Raw genomic sequence first — 17,974 nt, 5'->3', positions numbered from 1 at the left:
CTCGGGCCCCCTTTGGAAACCCCCGAAGATATTTGAAGAACAAAGAAGCCCGTATCGGGGTTGACCTTTTGCTTCACGGGTTCAGGTTCGTCTGATCCGTAGCAAGAGGATCCACGATGAGCAGCGCGCCCTATATTCCCCCGAAAGTCTGGACCTGGGACAAGGAGAGCGGCGGGCGTTTCGCCTCGATCAACCGCCCCGTTTCCGGCCCGACCCATGACAAGGAGCTGCCGGTCGGCGAGCATCCTTTCCAGCTTTATTCCCTGGGCACCCCCAATGGCGTCAAGGTGACGATCATGCTGGAGGAGCTGCTGGCCAAAGGCCACAAGGGCGCAGAATACGACGCCTGGCTGATCGACATCGGTGAAGGCGACCAGTTCGGTTCGGGCTTCGTCGCGGTGAACCCCAATTCCAAGATCCCGGCCCTGATGGACCGTTCGGGCGCCGAGCCGGTGCGGGTCTTCGAAAGCGCCTCGATCCTCTTCCATCTGGCCGAGAAGTTCGGCGAGTTCCTGCCCGCCACCGGCCCCGCGCGGACCGAGGTGATGAACTGGGTCTTCTGGCAGATGGGCGCGGCGCCCTATCTGGGCGGTGGTTTCGGCCATTTCTACGCCTATGCGCCCGAGAAATGGGAATACCCGATCAACCGCTTCGCCATGGAGGTGAAGCGCCAGCTCGACGTGCTGGACAAGGCACTGGCCGACCGCCCCTTCATCGCGGGCGAGGCCTATTCCATCGCCGATATCGCCATCTACCCCTGGTACGGGCGCCTCGTCGAAGGCGGCGCCTATAACGCGGGCGAGTTCCTGTCGGTGCAGCAATACGAGAACGTCATCCGCTGGGCGAAAGACATCGCCGCGCGCCCGGCGGTGATCCGCGGCAAGCGGGTCAACAAGCCGGGCGACGCACCCGACGCGGTGAAGAACCGCCATTCGGCCGCCGACCTCGACTGAGGCGCCCTGCCCTTCTTTGCGCTGCAAATATCCCACGGGGGTCCGGGGGTGTGAAACCCCCGGGGCGCCGCCACCCCGCGCTGCCCTCTCCGCGGCGGGAGGCGCGCGGGGTGGGCGGGCGGGAGCGCGCCTCCCGCCGCTTCCTCCAAACCAAAGGGCCGGGGTTTCCCCCGGCCCTTTCGTCGTCCTGTCGCAATCGCCTCAGCTACAGCCCGAGGTCGAGCCGCAGGTGTTGCACTTCATGCAGGTGCCGTTGCGGACCAGCGTGTAATTGCCGCATTCGCCGCAGGGATCGCCCTCGTAGCCCTGCATCTTGGCCTTGGTGCGGGCGTCCATGCCGATGGACACCGCCTCGACCGAGGTCTCGACCCGGGCCGCCACGGCCACGCCGCCCAAGGGCGGGATCGCCTGCGGGACCGAGCCGTCGGCGGTGCGCGCCACATGCGCCGTGCCGCCCTGCAGCACGATCAGCTCCTGCGGCAGGCGCTTGCGCAGATACCCGGTCGAGGAGATCTGCCGCAGCACTTCCAGCCCGCGCGAGGCGGCGTCATCCGACACCGGGCTCACGTTCTTCTGGCCTTCCTTGTCGCCCGAGCCGAGGTCGTCGAAGGACGCGCCCGAGGGCTTCACATGCGCCAGATCCGTGCGGTCCAGATACGAGATCGCCAGTTCGCGGAAGATATAGTCCAGGATCGAGGTGGCATTCTTCACCGCCTCGTTGCCCTGCACCATGCCCGCGGGTTCAAACCGGGTGAAGGTGAAGGCGTCGACGAATTCCTCCAGCGGCACGCCGTATTGCAGACCGACCGAGACCGCGATGGCGAAGTTGTTCATCATCGCCCGGAAGCCCGCGCCTTCCTTGTGCATGTCGATGAAGATCTCGCCCAGACGCCCGTCGCCGTATTCGCCGGTCCGCAGATAGACCTTGTGTCCGCCGACGATGGCCTTCTGGGTATAGCCCTTGCGGCGCTCGGGCAGCTTCTCGCGGCCGCGGGCGATTTCCTTGACGATGATCTTCTCGACGATCTTCTCGGCGATCAGCGCGGCTTTCTCCTGGTTCGAGCCGGTGGCGAGGATTTCCTCGGCCTCCTCGTCGTCCTCGATCAGCGCCGAGGCCAGCGGCTGCGACAGTTTCGAGCCGTCGCGGTAAAGCGCGTTCGCCTTGATGCCCAGCGACCAGCTGAGTTCATAGGCGGCCAGCGTCTCTTCGATCGTCGCCGTGTTCGGCATGTTGATCGTCTTGGAGATGGCGCCCGAGATGAACGACTGCGCGGCGGCCATCATGCGGATGTGGCTGTCCACCGACAGGTAGCGCGTGCCCTTCTTGCCGCAGGCATTGGCGCAATCGAAGATCGCGTAATGCTCGGCCTTCAGATGCGGCGCGCCTTCCAGCGTCATCGTGCCGAGGACGTGATCGTTAGCGGCCTCGACCTGCTGCTTGGTGAAGCCGAGGTGCTTGAGCAGGTCGAACGAGGGGTCGTTCAGCTTCGCCTGCGGGATACCCAGCGTCTCGCGGCAGAATTCCTCGCCAAGCGTCCACTGGTTGAAGACGAAGCGGATGTCGAAGGCGGTGGCGAGCGCCGCCTCGACCTTCTTGATCTCGGCCGGGCCGAAGCCGTGGCCGATCAGCGCCGTGTGGTTGATGCCGGGCGCCTGGCCGATGGTGCCGTGACCCACGGCATAGGCGACGATCTCCTCGATCTGGCTGGGCTTGTAGCCCAGTTTCGCCAGCGCGGCCGGAACCGATTGGTTGATGATCTTGAAATAGCCGCCGCCGGCCAGCTTCTTGAACTTCACCAGCGCGAAATCGGGCTCGATGCCGGTCGTGTCGCAATCCATGACCAGACCGATGGTGCCGGTCGGCGCGATGACGGTGGATTGCGCGTTGCGGTAGCCATGCGCCTCGCCCAGGGCCAGCGCCTCGTCCCAGGCGTTGCGGGCCAGCGCCACCAGCGTGGCATCGGGGCAATTGGCCGCGTCCAGCAGCACCGGGTTGACGTTCACGCCCTCGAAATCGGTCAGGCCCTGCGCGGCGCGGCGGTGGTTGCGGATGACGCGCAGCATATGCTCGCGGTTGCGGGCATAGCCCGGGAAGGCGCCGAGTTCGGCCGCCATCTCGGCCGAGGTGGCATAGGAGATGCCGGTCATCAGCGCGGTCAGGGCACCGGCCATGGCGCGGCCCTGATCGCTGTCATAGCCCAGCCCCATGTTCATCAGCAGACCGCCGATGTTGGCATAGCCGAGGCCGAGGGTCCGGTAATCGTAGCTGCGCTGCGCGATTTCCTTCGACGGGAATTGCGCCATCATCACGCTGATTTCCAGCGTCACGGTCCACAGGCGGGTGGCGTGGATATAGCCCTCGGCGTCGAATTTGCCGTTCTCGAAGAATTTCAGCAGGTTCATCGAGGCCAGGTTGCAGGCCGTGTCATCGAGGAACATGTATTCCGAGCAGGGGTTCGAGCCGCGGATCGGGCCATCGGCCGGGCAGGTGTGCCAGGCGTTGACCGTGTCGTGGAACTGGATCCCCGGGTCGGCGCAGGCCCAGGCGGCGTGGCCGACCTGATCCCAGAGCTCGCGGGCCGAGACGGTCTTGGCGACCTTGCCATCGGTGCGGCGCACCAGCTCCCAGGGGGCGTCGTCTTTGACGGCCTTGAGGAAGGCGTCGGTCACGCGGACCGAGTTGTTCGAGTTCTGGCCCGAGACCGAGACATAGGCTTCCGAATCCCAATCCGTGTCGTAGGTCGGGAATTCGATCGAGGTATAGCCCTGCTTGGCGTATTGCAGCACGCGGTTGGTATAGGTGTCGGGGATCATCGCCTTCTTGGCCGAGCGGATCGCGGCCTTCAGCGACGGGTTCTTCGACGGATCGACCGCGTCTTCCGACGAGCCGTCCCATTCGCGGATCGCCGCGAAGATCTCGTTCAGGCGGGCTTCATGCGCCTTGGACCCGGCCACCAGCGAGGCGACTTTCTGCTCCTCGATGACCTTCCAGTTGATGAAATCCTCGATATCGGGGTGATCCATGTCGATGATCACCATCTTCGCCGCGCGGCGCGTGGTGCCGCCCGACTTGATCGCGCCCGCCGCGCGGTCGCCGATCTTGAGGAAACCCATCAGGCCCGAGGACTTGCCGCCGCCCGAGAGCTTCTCGCCTTCCGCGCGCAGGCTGGAAAAGTTGGTGCCGGTGCCGGAGCCGTATTTGAACAGACGCGCCTCGCGGACCCAGAGGTCCATGATCCCGCCCTCGTTCACCAGATCGTCGGAAACCGACTGGATGAAGCAGGCGTGGGGCTGCGGATGCTCGTAGGACGACTTCGACTTCACCAGCTTGTGGGTGAAGGGGTCGACGTAGAAGTGGCCCTGCGACGGGCCGTCGATGCCATAGGCCCAATGCAAACCGGTGTTGAACCATTGCGGCGAGTTCGGCGCGGCCATCTGCCGGGCCAGCATCACGCGCATCTCGTCGTAATAGGCCTGCGCGTCACCCTCGGTGGTGAAATAGCCGCCCTTCCAGCCCCAATAGGCCCAGGCGCCCGCCAGACGGTCGAACACCTGCTTGGCCGAGGTCTCGCCGGTGAAACGCTCCGATTCGGGGAGATCGGCCAGCGCCTTGTCATCGGGGATCGAGCGCCACAGGAAGTCGGGAACGCCCTTCTCGGCGACCTTCTTCAGGCGGGCGGGGACACCGGCCTTGCGGAAGTACTTCTGCGCGATCACGTCCGAGGCGACCTGCGACCAGCCTTCGGGGACTTCGACCTGATCGTTGCGGAAGACGATCTTGCCGTCGGGGTTGCGAATCTCGGACACCGTGGTGGTGAACGAAAGCGCCGCATAGGCGTCCTGCCCGTCGGTGGTGAATTTCCGCTCGATCTTCATGGACCTGTCCCCTTTGTCCCTATGTTTCAAAGACAACGAGGGCGTGCATCACATCACGCGGTCGCTTGGCCGGAACTCCCGCAGATTCGCTTCCGCCGCACCCGAAGCGCGCCGTTCACCCCGATATCGTGAGAGGTGCCTGTGATTCTGCCTGTCTGTCCCTGCCTCGTCGAGCCTTACTATATCTAGTGGCCCTGTTGTCGGCCCACACAATCTGACGTATTTGGCGGGGTCTGGTCAATGGCAATCTTCACGACTTCCACAGGATTTTGTGCTTGACCCTGCGAGCGCCTACCAGGGATGCACCGACTCATTCCCGGATGCTCAGGGAATGTCAGGAATCCGGCCCACTTGGCACTCTGTCTTGAGATGTCAGATGAAAAGGCCGGGCCCTGAGGGGGGCCCGGCCAGTGTGTCCGTAAGGTGACAGCAGACGGTTCGCCGCCGCTTATTCCATCGTCGCGGCGTCGGTCACGGCATGGGTGAAGGCCCCTTCCGGCGCCCGGGTGATGACCGGATCCGAGCCGCCGCCCAACAGCGTGTCGACGGTGCGCTGATAGGCCGCCTCGTCCAGAACGCCGGTCGATCCTTCAGTCAGCGCCGCCATTTCGCGGACCATGCGGACCTGATGCTCCAGCGTCTGCGCGCCGGTCTCGTCATGGTCGAGCACCATCTCGGCCGCGGCCTCGGGGTTGGCCAGCGCCCATTCCCAGCCGCGCATCGAGGCGCGGACGAATCGGGCCATGCGCTCGACGAAGGCCGGGTCCGAGAGATTCGCCTCATTGACCCACAGGCCGTCCTCCAGCGTGGCGACGCCGTAATCCTCGTAGCGGAAGACGACGATCTGCTCGGGCGTGACGCCCGCGTCGATCACCTGCCAGTATTCGTTATAGGTCATCGCGGTGACGCAATCGGCCTGACGCTGCAGCAGCGGATCGACGTTGAAGCCGATGCGCAGGATCTCGGCCCCGTCCTCGCCGCCGGTGGTGGGAATGCCCAGCTGCGACAGCCAGTTCAGCAGCGGGATCTCGTTGCCGAAGAACCAGGTGCCGATCTTGTGGCCGCGGAAATCCTCGGGCGTGGCGATGCCCGCATCGGCCCAGCAGACCAGCATCAGGCCCGAGCGGATCACCGGCTGGGCGATGTTCACCACCGGCGCCCCCTGCTCGCGCGCGGCCAGCGCGGACGGCATCCAGTCGACCATCACATCGGCGCCGCCGCCCATCAGCACCTGCACCGGCGCGATGTCGGGGCCGCCGGGGCGGATCGTCACGTCGAGGCCTTCCTCTTCGTAATAGCCGTTGTCGAGGGCGACGTAATAGCCTGCGAACTGGCCCTGCGTGACCCATTTCAGCTGCAGCGTCACCGCATCCTGGGCCGAGGCCATGCCGGCCGTCATCCCCAGCGCCGCGGCCAACCCGGCCCATCCATACTTCATCATTCGTTCAACCTCCTTGTTGGCCGGCCCTTCCAGGGGCCGGATTTATCTGCCGCGCTGCGACGGGTGCCAGAAGGTCACCTGCCGTTCGAGCAGAGCCCAGACGCCGTAGAACGCCGACCCCAGGGCCGCAGCCACGGCGATTTCTGCCCAGACCATGTCCAGCGACAAGCGCCCGACCTCGGTCGAGATACGAAAGCCCATGCCATAGGTGGGCGAACCGAAGAACTCGGCGACGATGGCCCCGATCAGCGCCAGCGTTGCACAGATTTTCAGCCCGTTGAAGATGAAGGGCATGGCGGCAGGCAGGCGCAGGCGGATCAGCGTCTGCCCCCAGCTGGCCGAATAGGTGTGCATCAGGTCGCGCTGCATCGCCTCGGTCGCGGTGAGGCCCTGGACGGTGTTCACCAGCATCGGGAAGAAGACCATCGCCACCACCACCGCCGCCTTCGACGGCCAGTCGAAACCGAACCACATGACGAAAATCGGCGCCGTGCCGATGATCGGCAGCGCCGCCAGGAAATTGCCCACCGGCAGCAGGCCGCGCTTGAGGAACGGGTAGCGGTCGACGACCAGCGCGAACAGGAAGGCCGAACCGCAGCCGATGGCATAGCCCGCCAGCGCCCCCCGGCCGAAGGTCTGGAGCATGTCGATCCAGAGCGTCTCGCTCGAGGTGGCGAGGCGGGCGGCGATCTCGGAGGGCGCGGGCAGGATCACCCGCGGTACGTCGAGTGCCCGCACCACCGTTTCCCAGGCCCAGAGGATCGTCGCGCCGAAGACCAGCGGCGCGATCAGCCCCCAGACCCCGCCCCGCCGCGGCAGATCCGCGACCAGCGCGACCAGCAGCCAGGCGCCGAGCCAGAGGGCGATGGCGGCGGCCCAGAAGCCCTGCGCCTCGGCCCCGGTCTGCCCGAAGGCGAGCCCGACCCCGGCGACGCCCAGCGCCCCGCCCATCGCCAGCAACAGCACCGCCCGGCCCGCCAGCGCCACGCCCGGCACCAGGACCGAGAGCGCCAGCGCCACGGTGAGCGCGACCAGCGTCAGCACACCGGGCTCCGCCCCCCCGGCGGCGCGGGGAAGCCAGCAGGCGGCCAGCACCGCGGCGCCAAAGCCCAGCCGGATCCAGGCGCCCTGCCCCTGCATCAGCCCGTTCATCGCTTCATCCCCATGCGCGCCAGCACCCGCCGCTCGATCAGCCCGACGATGCCCACCAGCCCCGCCGCCAGGATCGCCGCGGCAAAGAGCGCGGCCCAGATCTGTATCGTCTGCCCGTAATAGCTGCCCGACAGCAGCCGCACGCCAAGCCCCCCCTCCTGCACCGGCAGCTCGCCGACGATGGTGCCGACCAGCGCCGCGGCGATGCCCACCTTCAGCGAGGCAAAGAGATAGGGCATCGACATCGGCAGCCGGAGCCGCGCGAAGACCTGCGCCCCCGTGGCCGACCAGGTCTTCATCTGGTCCATCTGCATCGCATCGGGCGAGCGCAACCCCTTCACCATGCCGACGACCACCGGGAAGAAGCTGAGATAGGCGGCAATGATCGCCTTGGGCACCAGCCCCGAGATCCCCACCGAATTCAGCACGACGATAATCATCGGCGCCAGCGCGATGATCGGAATGGTCTGGCTGGCGATGGCCCAGGGCATGACCGAGGCGTCCATGGCCCGGTTATAGACGATGCCGATGGCCAGCAGGATGCCGCCGCCGGTGCCGATCAGGAAGCCCAGCATCGTGGCGCTGAGCGTGACCCCGGCGTGGTAGACGAGGCTGCGGTTCGAGGTGAAGGCCGCCACCACCCGCTGCCCGAAACCCTGCACGGTCAGGGGCGTCGTCTCGCGGCACATCCGCCGCCCCACCGCGTCGCAGCCCACGGTCTGCTGGTAAAGCCCGATCACCACCTGGTGCGGCGCGGGCAGGACGGGGCGCTCCTGCGCCATGGTGCGGGCGACCATCTCGGTGAAGGGCAACTCGGTTCCCGCCCGCCGCGCCTGGTCGTATTCCCAGGTCGCGTTCATCGGGATCACCGCCAGATACCAGAGCGCGATCAGCACCGCGGTGACGGTCAGCACGGGAAGCGACCGGCTCATGCGCGCGCCCTCCCCGCCCCGGCCTTCGGATGAATGCGGCCTGTGGTCACTCGCTCACCCGGTCGATGGTCGCGGCCACCGCCAGCGGCACGCTGGCGCCGGTCACCTCGTCCACCACCTCGGCGGTGACGATCAGCTGGCGGCCAGCCAGGGCGCCCGGCACGGCGAAGTCAAAGCCCAGCAGGAGATAGGCGTCGCGCGGCGAGGCGTCGAACTCGCCCCGCGCGCAGGGCGCATCCGAGACCTGCTGACGCCAGCCATCAGGCGTGGCCAGCGTCACCCGGCAATGCATGTCGACCGCCCCGTCCCTGAGCGAGAACCCCGCCGCGAACAGGCCGAAGAACAGCGTCTCACCGGGCGCGGTGCCGTCCAGCGGCGCGATCCGGGCGCCACCGGCGGCCTGGGCGGCGGTGAATTCGTCCTCGGACATCGGCAAGAGCGTCGCCATGGCGATCAGCTCGCCCGAGCGCCCGCCCTGGGTCGCCCCCGGGGGCACGACAGCCTGCGCCACGCCTGCCGACACAGCCAGCAATCCCGACAGGACAAGGCCTTGCGTGATGATCTTCATGATAGGTCCCTCGTTCTTTTTGTTGTCAGTCTTTTGGTCGTCAGCTGTCCTCGTATCCCGCCCTGAGCCCCTCGCGGACGCGATGGGCGATGGCGATGAACTCGGGCGTGTCGCGGATCTCCAGCGGGCGCTCGGCCGGCAGGGTCGAGTCGATCACATCGGTGATGCGCCCGGGGCGCGGCGACATGACGACGATCTTGGTCGACAGATACACCGCCTCGGGGATCGAATGGGTGACAAAGCCGATGGTCTTGCCGGTCCGCGCCCAGAGCTTCAGCAATTCCTCGTTCAGCCGGTCGCGCACGATCTCGTCGAGCGCGCCGAAGGGCTCGTCCATCAGCAGGATATCGGCGTCGAAGGCCAGCGCCCGGGCAATCGAGGCCCGCTGCTGCATGCCGCCCGACAGCTGCCAGGGAAACTTGCGCTCGAACCCGCTGAGTTCGACCAGCTCCAGCACCTTGCGGGCGCGTTCGGCCTGCTCGGCCCGGGAATAGCCCATGATCTGCAGGGGCAGCCGGACATTGCCCTCGATGGTCCGCCAGGGATAAAGCCCCGCCGCCTGGAACACATAGCCATAGGCCCGCGCCTTGCGCGCCGCCTCGGGGCTCATGCCGTTGACGGTCAGACTGCCGCCGGTCGGATGCTCCAGATCGGCAATCGCCCGCAAAAGCGTGGTCTTGCCGCAGCCCGACGGGCCGATGAAGCTGACGAATTCCCCCTTGCCGATGGTCAGGTCCACGTCCTTCAGCGCATGGACCGGGCCATCATTGGTGTGGAAGGTCAGGTTGAGGCCCCGGGCCTCGATCACTGGCTGGCCCTCGCCGGCGCGCGCGGCGGCGGGCGTCTCGGCAAGGGCGGCGGCTGTGTCGCTCACGCAGGTGTCTCCCAGAGTTTCCGCTCGGCGAACTCGATGGAATTGCCCGCCGGATCACGAAGATAGATGGACCTGGCGCCGTTGGGCCAGTGGAAATCCGCCTCGATCACCTGCCCCTCGGCCCGCAGATGCGCGACCCAGGCGTCAAGCTCCTCGGCGCTGGCGGCAAAGCACAGATGCCCCGCCCCCTCGGCCCCATGGACCGGCACAGGCAGCGCGGCACCCGGCACCGCCACGCGGCTGGCTTCGGCCAGGAAGGTCAGCACGATGGTGCTGCCCGCGCGGAAGAACACATGCCGCCCCGGCTGTTTCAGCACCACCGGCAGTCCGAGGATCCCGGCGTAGAAACGCTCGGTCGCCTCGAGGTCATCGACATAGAGCGCCGCCTCCATGACGCCGCCCGGAACCGGCGCTGTCCGTTCCGCCACGCTCATACCCCCGTCGCCGGGATGCCCGACCGCTCCACCGGCCGCGGCGCGGTCAGTTCCTTCCAGCTCGACAACGCGCGGTTGACCGGGCCATTGGCCTCGCGCTTGACGAATTTACCATGGCCCTCCTCGGTGCGGATCTCGCCGTCATGCACCGCGACCCTGCCCCGCGTCAGGGTGAAGCGCGGCAGACCCTTGACGTGCTGGCCTTCGAAGACGTTGTAATCAATGGAGGATTGCTGCGACCCCGCGCTGATCGTCTTCTCCTTGGCCGGGTCCCAGACCACCAGATCCGCATCCGCGCCGACCAGAACCGCGCCCTTCTTCGGGTACATGTTCATGATCTTGGCGATATTGGTCGAGGTGACGGCGACGAATTCATTCATCGTGATCCGTCCGGTGTTCACGCCCTGGGTCCAGAGCATCGGCATCCGGTCCTCCAGCCCGCCGGTCCCGTTGGGGATCTTCGAGAAATCGCCGATCCCATAGCGCTTCTGATCGGTGGTAAAGGCGCAATGGTCGGTCGCCACCACGCTCAGCGTGCCCGCCTGCAACCCGGCCCAGAGGCTGTCCTGATGCTTCTTGTTGCGGAAGGGCGGCGACATGACGCGCCGCGCCGCATGGTCCCAGTCGGCGTTGAAATACTCGCTCTCATCGAGCGTCAGGTGCTGGATCAGGGGCTCGCCCCAGACCCGCTTGCCGTTCTGCTTGGCCCGCCGGATCGCCTCATGCGCCTCCTCGCAGGAGGTATGCACGACGTAAAGCGGCACCCCCGCCATATCGGCGATCATGATGGCGCGGTTGGTCGCCTCGCCCTCGACCTGGGAGGGGCGCGAATAGGCATGCGCCTCGGGCCCGGTATTGCCCGCCGCCAGCAGCTTGGCGGTCATCTCGGCGACGATATCGCCGTTCTCGGCATGGACCATGGCGATCCCGCCCAGCTCCGCCAGCCGCTGGAACGAGGCATACATCTCGTCGTCATTCACCATCAGCGCGCCCTTGTAGGCCATGAAATGCTTGAAGGTGTTGATGCCGCGGTCCTTGACCACGCTCTCCATCTCGTTGAAGACCTGCTCGCCCCACCAGGTCACCGCCATGTGGAAAGAATAGTCGCAATTGGCCCGGGTCGATTTGTTGTCCCACATCTGCAGCGCGTCGAGCAGCCCCTGCCCCGGGCTCGGCAGCGCGAAATCGACCACCATGGTGGTGCCACCGGCCAGCGCGGCCCGCGTCCCGCTCTCGAAATCATCGCTGGAATAGGTGCCCATGAAGGGCATTTCCAGATGGGTATGCGGGTCGATCCCGCCCGGCATGACATAGCAGCCGGTCGCGTCCAGGTCGGTGTCGCCCTTCAGCCCCGCGCCGATGGCGGTGATGACGCCGCCCTCCACCAGCACATCGGCCTTGTAGGTCAGATCCGCGGTGACGATGGTGCCGTTCTTGATGACGGTGCTCATGCTCTCTCCTGTTGCTTCATACGCTGGCGAAACAATCGAGCGCCCGCCCGTGCACGCCGATATCCAAAGGTCCGAAATCGCTGTCCACGCAGAGCGCGAAACATGCCGCGCGGGGGACATAGAGGACCGAATAACACCCGTCCGAGCGGCAGACCGTCCAGCAGGTCTGGGTGATCCCGCCCGAGAAATTCACCGTCACCGCCCGGTGCCGCTTCACCCGCCGCGCCTGGAAATCCTGCAAGGTCATCGCCCCCGCGCGCGAGGACGCATCGAAGCCCGCGATCTCGGCCTCGACCAGCGCCCCGATCCGCGCCGCCATATCCTCGTCCCTCTGCCCCATCTTTGTTCCAGAAATATCCTCGGGGGTTTCTCAAGGGGGTGGAAAACCCCCTTGAGCGGGGGGCGCGGGGGGCTGGCCCCCCGCCCTTTGTGTCTCTGGGGGCTGGCCCCCCCCTTTACGTTGTCTGGGGCTGCTGCCCCGTCAGCTGACCACCTCCGCCGTCTCCAGCACCGCGTGCAGCAGCACATCGGTCCCGGCCGCGGCCCAGTCCTTTGAAATCTCCTCGGCCTCGTTGTGCGACAGCCCGTCGACGCAGGGGCACATGATCATCGCCGTCGGCGCCAGATCGTTGATCCAGCAGGCGTCGTGCCCGGCACCCGAGATGATATCCATGTGGCTATAGCCCAGCCGCTCGGCCGCCGCGCGGACCCGGCCCACGCAATCCACATCAAAAGCCGGCGGCTCGAACTGGCCGACGATCTGCGACTCGAAGCCGACGCCGATCCCCTCGCAGATCCCCGGGGCGCGGGCGTTGAACTCGTCCACCATCCCGTGCAGCACCTCGGGCAGATGCGAGCGGAAATCGACCGTGAACACCACCTTGCCGGGAATGACGTTGCGCGAATTGGGATAGACGTCGATATGCCCGATCGCCCCCACCGCGCCCGGCTGGTGCTTCATGGCGATCTCGTGCACCAGCTCGGTCAGCAGCGCCAGCCCGCGCCCTGCGTTCTTGCGCATCGGCATGGGGGTCGAGCCGGTGTGGCTGTCCTTGCCGGTCACCGTGCATTCGATCCACCTGAGCCCCTGCCCATGGGTGACGACGCCGATATCCTTGCCCTCGGCCTCCAGGATCGGGCCCTGCTCGATATGCAGCTCAAAAAGCGCATGGATCTTGCGCGCGCCAACCTCCTCGGACCCTTTCCAACCGATCCGCTCCAGCTCATCCCCGAACCGCTTGCCCTTGGCATCCACCCGGTCCAGCGCCCAGTCGAGACTGTGCCGCCCGGCGAAGACCCCGGACGCCAGCATGGCTGGGGCAAAGCGTGTCCCCTCCTCGTTGGTCCAGTTGACCACGACGATGGGATGCTTGGTCTTGATGCCCAGATCGTTCATCGTGCGCACCGCTTCCAGCGCGCCCAGAACCCCCAGCACCCCGTCATACTTGCCGCCCGTCGGCTGGGTATCCAGATGCGAGCCCATGTAGACCGGCGCGGCGTCCGGGTCCGTGCCTGCGCGGGTCGCGAACATGTTGCCGATCTGGTCGACGCCCATGTTCATCCCCGCCGCCTCGCACCAGCGCTGGAACAGATGCCGCCCCTCGCCATCCTCGTCGGTCAGGGTCTGGCGGTTGTTGCCGCCCGCGACGCCCGGGCCGATCCGGGCCATCTCCATCAGGCTGTCCCAGAGCCGGTCCGGGTTGATGCGGAGGTTTTCGCCGGGAGCACTCATCGTCAGGTCCTTCTAACTCTCTGCCGCCAGCGCCGTCAGCACGGCCAGAGCGGCCTCGGCCCGGTCTTCGGGCACGAACAGATGGTCATGGTGCAGCGCTGCCACCATGTTGCAGGGGATGCCCCGAGCCGCCAGCGCGCCCGATACAGCCGCCGTCAGTCCGACGCCATCCAGCGCCGAATGCACCTGCAGGGTGATCTGCGCCATGGCGTCCGGGTCGCCGGGCGCCGCGGGCAGGATGGCCGAGGGCCCTTCGCCCTCGACAAAGAAGCCCCGGATCTCGGGCAGGCGCGCCGCCAGATCGGCGGCCGAGAGGCTGCGGAAGACATAGCGCCCGGCGACCCGTTCGGGGCGCATCCGGCGGACCATCTCGGCCCCGTCGCGTATGATCTCCGCCGCCGCCACCGGGTTGCCGCCTCAGTCCAGCGTGTCCAGCACGTCCTTGATGGTGCCGATCAGCTGGTCGATATGCTCTTTCTCGATGATCAGGGGCGGCGACATGGCGATGATGTCGCCGGTCGTGCGGATCAGGATCCCCTTCTCATAGGCCTTGAGGAAGGCGGTGAAGGCGCGCTTGGTCGGCTCACCGGCGATCGGTTCCAGTTCGATGGCGCCAATCAGCCCGAGGTTGCGGATGTCGATCACATGCCGCGCGCCCTTCAGCGAATGCAACGCCTCTTCCCAATAGGGCGCGATATCGGCGCAGCGCTGGAAGAGCCCTTCCTCGCGGTAGAGTTCCTGCGTGGCGATGCCCGCGGCGCAGGCGATGGGCGAACCGGAATAGGTATAGCCGTGGAACAGCTCGATCATATGTTCGGGTCCGGTCATGAACGTGTCATGCACCGCCCCGGTGACGAAGACCGCGCCCATCGGCACCGTGCCCGAGGTCAGGCCCTTGGCCGTGGTCATCATGTCGGGCATCACGCCGAAATAATCCGCCGCAAAAGGCGCGCCGAGGCGGCCGAAGCCGGTGATGACCTCATCGAAAATCAACAGGATGCCGTGCTTCTTGGTGATCGCGCGCAGCTTCTCCAGATAGCCCTTGGGCGGCAGGATCACACCGGCCGAGCCCGCCACCGGCTCGACGATCACCGCCGCGATGGTGTCGGCGCCATGCAGCGCGACCATGCGCTCCAACTCGTCGGCGAGGGTCTCGCCATGCTCCGGCTGACCCTTGGCCCAGCGGTTCTGGTCGGGCAGATAGGTGTGGCTCAGATGGTCGGTGCCATTGAGCAGCGTGCCGAAGACCCGGCGGTTGTTGACCAGACCGCCGACGGAAATCCCGCCGAAACCGACGCCGTGATAGCCCTTCTCGCGGCCGATGAGGCGGGTCCGCGATCCCTCGCCCCTAGCCCGGTGATAGGCCAGCGCGATCTTCAGCGCGGTGTCGACGGATTCCGACCCCGAGTTGGTGAAGAAGACATGATCGAAGCCCTCCGGCGACATGTCGACAAGGCGGCTGGCCAACTCGAAAGCCATCGGGTGGCCCATCTGGAAGGCGGGCGCGTAATCGAGTTCGGCCGCGGATTTCTGGATCGCCTCGACGATCTTCGGCCGGCAATGGCCCGCGTTGCAGCACCACAGCCCCGCCGTTCCGTCCAGGATCTGGCGGCCGTCATGGCTGGTGTAATGCATGTCCTGCGAGGCGACCAGCATGCGCGGCGCCTGCTTGAACTGGCGGTTTGCCGTGAACGGCATCCAGAAGGCGCTGAGGTCGTTGGGGGTCTTGGGATGATCGAGGCTCATCTGTCTCTCCGATGGCGGGCGGGCCGGGTTGTCACGGCGCTGGCGCGGGCCTATTCTCGCTGGAACCCGGCCACGAAAGGCGGGGGTCAGAAACGACGCTAGCAGACCTGACCAACCAGTCAAGGTCTCTTGGGGGCGGGTTCAGGACGGGGGACGGGGCACGCATGGCCCAGACCGAGAGCGCTGAAAAATCGGGCACTCGCGCCGAAATGCGCGAGGAGACCGAGCGCGCCATTCTCGACGCGGCCGAGGTCGTCTTCGCCGAAGCGGGCTTCGGCGGCGCGACGATGCAGGCCATCGCCGACGCCTGCGGATTGCCCAAGGCGAACCTGCATTACTACTTTGCCTCCAAGGAAAAGCTCTATCGCCGGGTGGTCGAGCGGATCTTCATGATCTGGCTGGAAGCGGCCGACAGTTTCGACACCGAGGCCGAGCCCGAGATCGCGCTGCGCCGCTACATCGCCCGCAAGATGCTGCTGTCGCGCGATTACCGCTCGGGCTCCAAGGTCTGGGCCAATGAGGTGATGCACGGCGCGCCGATCATCCAGGATTATCTGGAAACCACGCTGCAGGCCTGGACCGAGACCCGGGTCGCGGTGATCCGCCGCTGGATCGCCGAAGGACGGATTGCCGCCATCGACCCCAAATGGCTGCTCTACATGATATGGGCCACGACCCAGCATTACGCCGATTTCGCCCATCAGGTGGAGACACTGAACCGCGGCCCGCTGACCGACGCGCAATGGCAGGACGCGACCGAGACGGTCTGCGGGATCGTCCTGCGCGGCATCGGCCTCGACCCGGGCGCGCCGCGATGACCACCCGCATCCAGCGACGCAACCGCCGCAAGATCCTCGACGCGGCGCTCGACGTCTTTTCGGCGCAGGGCTTTCGTGGGGCGACACTCGACCAGATCGCCGGGGTGGCGGGGCTGTCGAAACCGAACCTGCTCTATTATTTCGACAGCAAGGAGGCGATGCACCGGGCGCTCCTGGACGATCTGCTCGATGTCTGGCTGGAACCCCTGCGCGCCCTGAACCCCGACGGCAACGGCAAGGCCGAGATCCTGGCCTATATGCGCCGCAAACTGCAGATGTCGCGGGAATTTCCCCGCGAAAGCAGGCTCTTCGCCAATGAGGTGCTGCAGGGCGCGCCGCGCCTCGGTGACCAGATCGGCGGCGACCTGAAGAAACTGGTCGATGAAAGCGCGGCACTGATCCGCCGCTGGATCGCCGCGGGCCAACTGGCCCCGGTCGATCCCTACCACCTGATCTTCTCGATCTGGGCCCTGACCCAGCATTACGCCGATTTCGACGCCCAGATCCGCATGATCCGCGACGGCGCCGACCCGATGGAGGGGGCGGATGCCTTCCTGGAGACGCTGTTCGAGCGGCTGCTGAAACCCTGAGGCCGGGCTGGAACATGCGGGGGGCCAGCCCCCCGCGCCCCCCGCCAAAGGGGACCCTCGGGCCCCCTTTGGAAACCCCCGAGGATATTTAGAGAACAAAGATGAAGGTTAAGAGGGCATTAAGCCGCCTTCTTTGTTCCTCAAATATCCTCGGGGGGTGAATGCCCGCAGGGCAGAGGGGGGCAGACGGCCCCCCTTTCTGTTTCGGCGCGGCGAAGCCGCGCCGCTGGTCGCCCGAGGTGCCCGCGGCAGCGGGCAACGAGGGCGAAACCCCTCCCCCGTCAGGGCTGGCTGAGCGTGCCGCCCCCGACAGGCGCCACCACCCCCGTCGTGCCCGGGGCCGAGGTCGGCAGGCCCCTCGCCACCCGTGCCGCCAGATAGGCGAAGGCCTGGGCCTCGATCATGTCGCCGTCGAGCCCCGCGGCCTCGACCGGTTCGACCGGGCAGTCGCAGCCCGCCGTCACCATCGCCATCAGCGTCGCATTATGTCGCCCGCCGCCGCAGACCAGCACCCGGGCCGGGGCTTCGGGGAAATGCTCGAAGGCCAGCGCCACGCCTGCCGCCACGCCTGCCGCGAGCGTGGCCAAGGCGTCCTCGGGTCCCAGGCCCGTGACATCGGGCATCGGCGCCGCGCGGTCCAGCGATTTGGGCGGGATGCGGCGGAAGAAGGGATGGGCGACGAACGCCTCGAGCCTTGCCTCGTCCGGCACGCCGAGGGCGGCGCGGGCGCCGTTCTCGTCCCGCGCGCAGCCCAGATGCCTGGCGCAATAATCGTCCATCGGCGCGTTGCCCGGCCCGCAATCGAAGGCGAGGCAGGCGTGTTCCGGCGCCGGGATCCGCGGATCGCACCAGGTGACATTCGCCACGCCGCCGATATTCAGGAACACCACCGGCGCCTGCAGCCGCAGATAGCGGGCCAGCGCGTGGTGATAGAAGGGCGCGAGCGGCGCGCCCTGCCCGCCCAGCCGCACATCGGTCGAGCGGAAATCCCAGACCACCGGCCAGCCCAGCGCCTCGGCCAGGAGCTGCCCGGATCCCGCCTGATGCGTACCCCGCCCGCCCGGTTCGTGCGCCAGCGTCTGGCCGTGATAGCCGACCAGTTCCGCCGGCTCGAACCCGGCCAGCAGTTCGGCATGGGCCAGATCGACCACCTCGGCCGCGGCCTCGGCCCGGGGCTCGCCCGGCCAGGCCCCCAGCGCGGCGCGCAGCACGGCGCGTTCCCCGGGCGTATAGGGCCGATAGGCGCTGTCGCCGAAGCCCAGGATCTCCTGCCCGTCGGTCATCAGCACCGCCGCATCGACCCCGTCCAGCGAAGTCCCCGACATCGTGCCCAGCACCCGCATCACGCCGCCCTTCAACATGGCTTTCCCTTTGCCCGGCCTTCGGTCTATAGACAGCCCGACCGTC

Annotated in this window: 16 protein-coding genes; 3 read left to right on the top strand and 13 right to left on the bottom strand. The window is 66.9% G+C overall.

Translation table 11 applies throughout. The features are described 5' to 3' along the window. Positions 1-116: 116 nt before the first annotated feature. Positions 117-953: a glutathione-dependent disulfide-bond oxidoreductase gene (gene yghU / locus DDE23_RS12195; protein WP_107752027.1), complete on the top strand. Its 837-nt coding sequence runs from the start codon at positions 117-119 to the stop codon at positions 951-953. Between the two features lie 201 nt (positions 954-1,154). Here the strand turns inward: yghU and DDE23_RS12190 are convergent, their stop codons facing one another. The 12 genes from DDE23_RS12190 to aptA all read right to left on the bottom strand — a co-directional run bounded on the left by DDE23_RS12190 (position 1,155) and on the right by aptA (position 15,159). After that, positions 1,155-4,829 carry a vitamin B12-dependent ribonucleotide reductase gene (locus DDE23_RS12190; protein ID WP_107752026.1) on the bottom strand — a complete coding sequence of 1,225 codons (3,675 nt, stop codon included), beginning with the start codon at positions 4,827-4,829 and terminating at the stop codon, positions 1,155-1,157. A 448-nt stretch (positions 4,830-5,277) separates the two neighbouring features. Further along, a complete protein-coding gene (locus tag DDE23_RS12185) occupies positions 5,278-6,267 on the bottom strand; it encodes an ABC transporter substrate-binding protein (protein ID WP_107752262.1) in 990 nt (329 codons plus the stop codon). Between the two features lie 45 nt (positions 6,268-6,312). Beyond that, complete coding sequence (locus tag DDE23_RS12180) at positions 6,313-7,221, bottom strand: ABC transporter permease (RefSeq protein ID WP_107752261.1); 909 nt, start codon at positions 7,219-7,221, stop codon at positions 6,313-6,315. A gap of 197 nt (positions 7,222-7,418) precedes the next feature. Continuing rightward, the gene (locus tag DDE23_RS12175; RefSeq protein ID WP_107752025.1) at positions 7,419-8,354 is read right to left on the bottom strand and encodes an ABC transporter permease; all 936 of its coding nucleotides are present in this window, start codon (positions 8,352-8,354) and stop codon (positions 7,419-7,421) included. A 46-nt stretch (positions 8,355-8,400) separates the two neighbouring features. Next, entirely contained in the window at positions 8,401-8,922 is a 522-nt protein-coding gene (locus DDE23_RS12170; protein WP_107752024.1) for a hypothetical protein, read from the bottom strand. Positions 8,923-8,962: 40 nt separating this feature from the next. Then, a complete protein-coding gene (locus DDE23_RS12165) occupies positions 8,963-9,730 on the bottom strand; it encodes an ABC transporter ATP-binding protein (protein WP_107752260.1) in 768 nt (255 codons plus the stop codon). Between the two features lie 62 nt (positions 9,731-9,792). Then, positions 9,793-10,230 (bottom strand): VOC family protein, encoded by a 438-nt coding sequence (locus DDE23_RS12160; protein WP_107752023.1) that lies wholly within the window; start codon positions 10,228-10,230, stop codon positions 9,793-9,795. Further along, on the bottom strand, positions 10,227-11,681 hold the full coding sequence (hydA, locus tag DDE23_RS12155) for a dihydropyrimidinase (RefSeq protein WP_107752022.1): 1,455 nt from the start codon (positions 11,679-11,681) through the stop codon (positions 10,227-10,229). The genes DDE23_RS12160 and hydA overlap by 4 nt, the downstream gene beginning before the upstream one ends. A gap of 16 nt (positions 11,682-11,697) precedes the next feature. Then, entirely contained in the window at positions 11,698-12,021 is a 324-nt protein-coding gene (locus DDE23_RS12150; protein ID WP_133239550.1) for a hypothetical protein, read from the bottom strand. 141 nt (positions 12,022-12,162) lie between these two features. Continuing rightward, on the bottom strand, positions 12,163-13,413 hold the full coding sequence (locus tag DDE23_RS12145) for a Zn-dependent hydrolase (protein ID WP_107752020.1): 1,251 nt from the start codon (positions 13,411-13,413) through the stop codon (positions 12,163-12,165). A gap of 12 nt (positions 13,414-13,425) precedes the next feature. After that, complete coding sequence (locus DDE23_RS12140; RefSeq protein ID WP_107752259.1) at positions 13,426-13,782, bottom strand: ACT domain-containing protein; 357 nt, start codon at positions 13,780-13,782, stop codon at positions 13,426-13,428. Between the two features lie 48 nt (positions 13,783-13,830). Further along, positions 13,831-15,159 carry an omega-aminotransferase AptA gene (gene aptA / locus DDE23_RS12135; protein ID WP_107752019.1) on the bottom strand — a complete coding sequence of 443 codons (1,329 nt, stop codon included), beginning with the start codon at positions 15,157-15,159 and terminating at the stop codon, positions 13,831-13,833. Positions 15,160-15,323: 164 nt separating this feature from the next. On the opposite strand from aptA, the gene DDE23_RS12130 reads away from it, so the two are divergent. Together DDE23_RS12130 and DDE23_RS12125 are read left to right on the top strand one after the other, a co-directional pair. Beyond that, positions 15,324-15,977 (top strand): TetR/AcrR family transcriptional regulator, encoded by a 654-nt coding sequence (locus DDE23_RS12130; protein WP_107752018.1) that lies wholly within the window; start codon positions 15,324-15,326, stop codon positions 15,975-15,977. Beyond that, positions 15,974-16,567 carry a TetR family transcriptional regulator C-terminal domain-containing protein gene (locus tag DDE23_RS12125; protein WP_107752017.1) on the top strand — a complete coding sequence of 198 codons (594 nt, stop codon included), beginning with the start codon at positions 15,974-15,976 and terminating at the stop codon, positions 16,565-16,567. Before DDE23_RS12130 ends, DDE23_RS12125 begins: the two co-directional genes overlap by 4 nt. 281 nt (positions 16,568-16,848) lie before the next feature. Here DDE23_RS12125 and DDE23_RS12120 read toward each other — a convergent pair whose 3' ends face one another. Next, positions 16,849-17,928 carry an anhydro-N-acetylmuramic acid kinase gene (locus DDE23_RS12120; RefSeq protein ID WP_107752016.1) on the bottom strand — a complete coding sequence of 360 codons (1,080 nt, stop codon included), beginning with the start codon at positions 17,926-17,928 and terminating at the stop codon, positions 16,849-16,851. Positions 17,929-17,974 lie beyond the last annotated feature (46 nt).

The sequence above is a fragment of the Pararhodobacter aggregans genome, from assembly GCF_003075525.1.
Taxonomy (GTDB): domain Bacteria; phylum Pseudomonadota; class Alphaproteobacteria; order Rhodobacterales; family Rhodobacteraceae; genus Pararhodobacter; species Pararhodobacter aggregans.
This window is presented reverse-complemented; position numbering and strand designations above follow the sequence as displayed.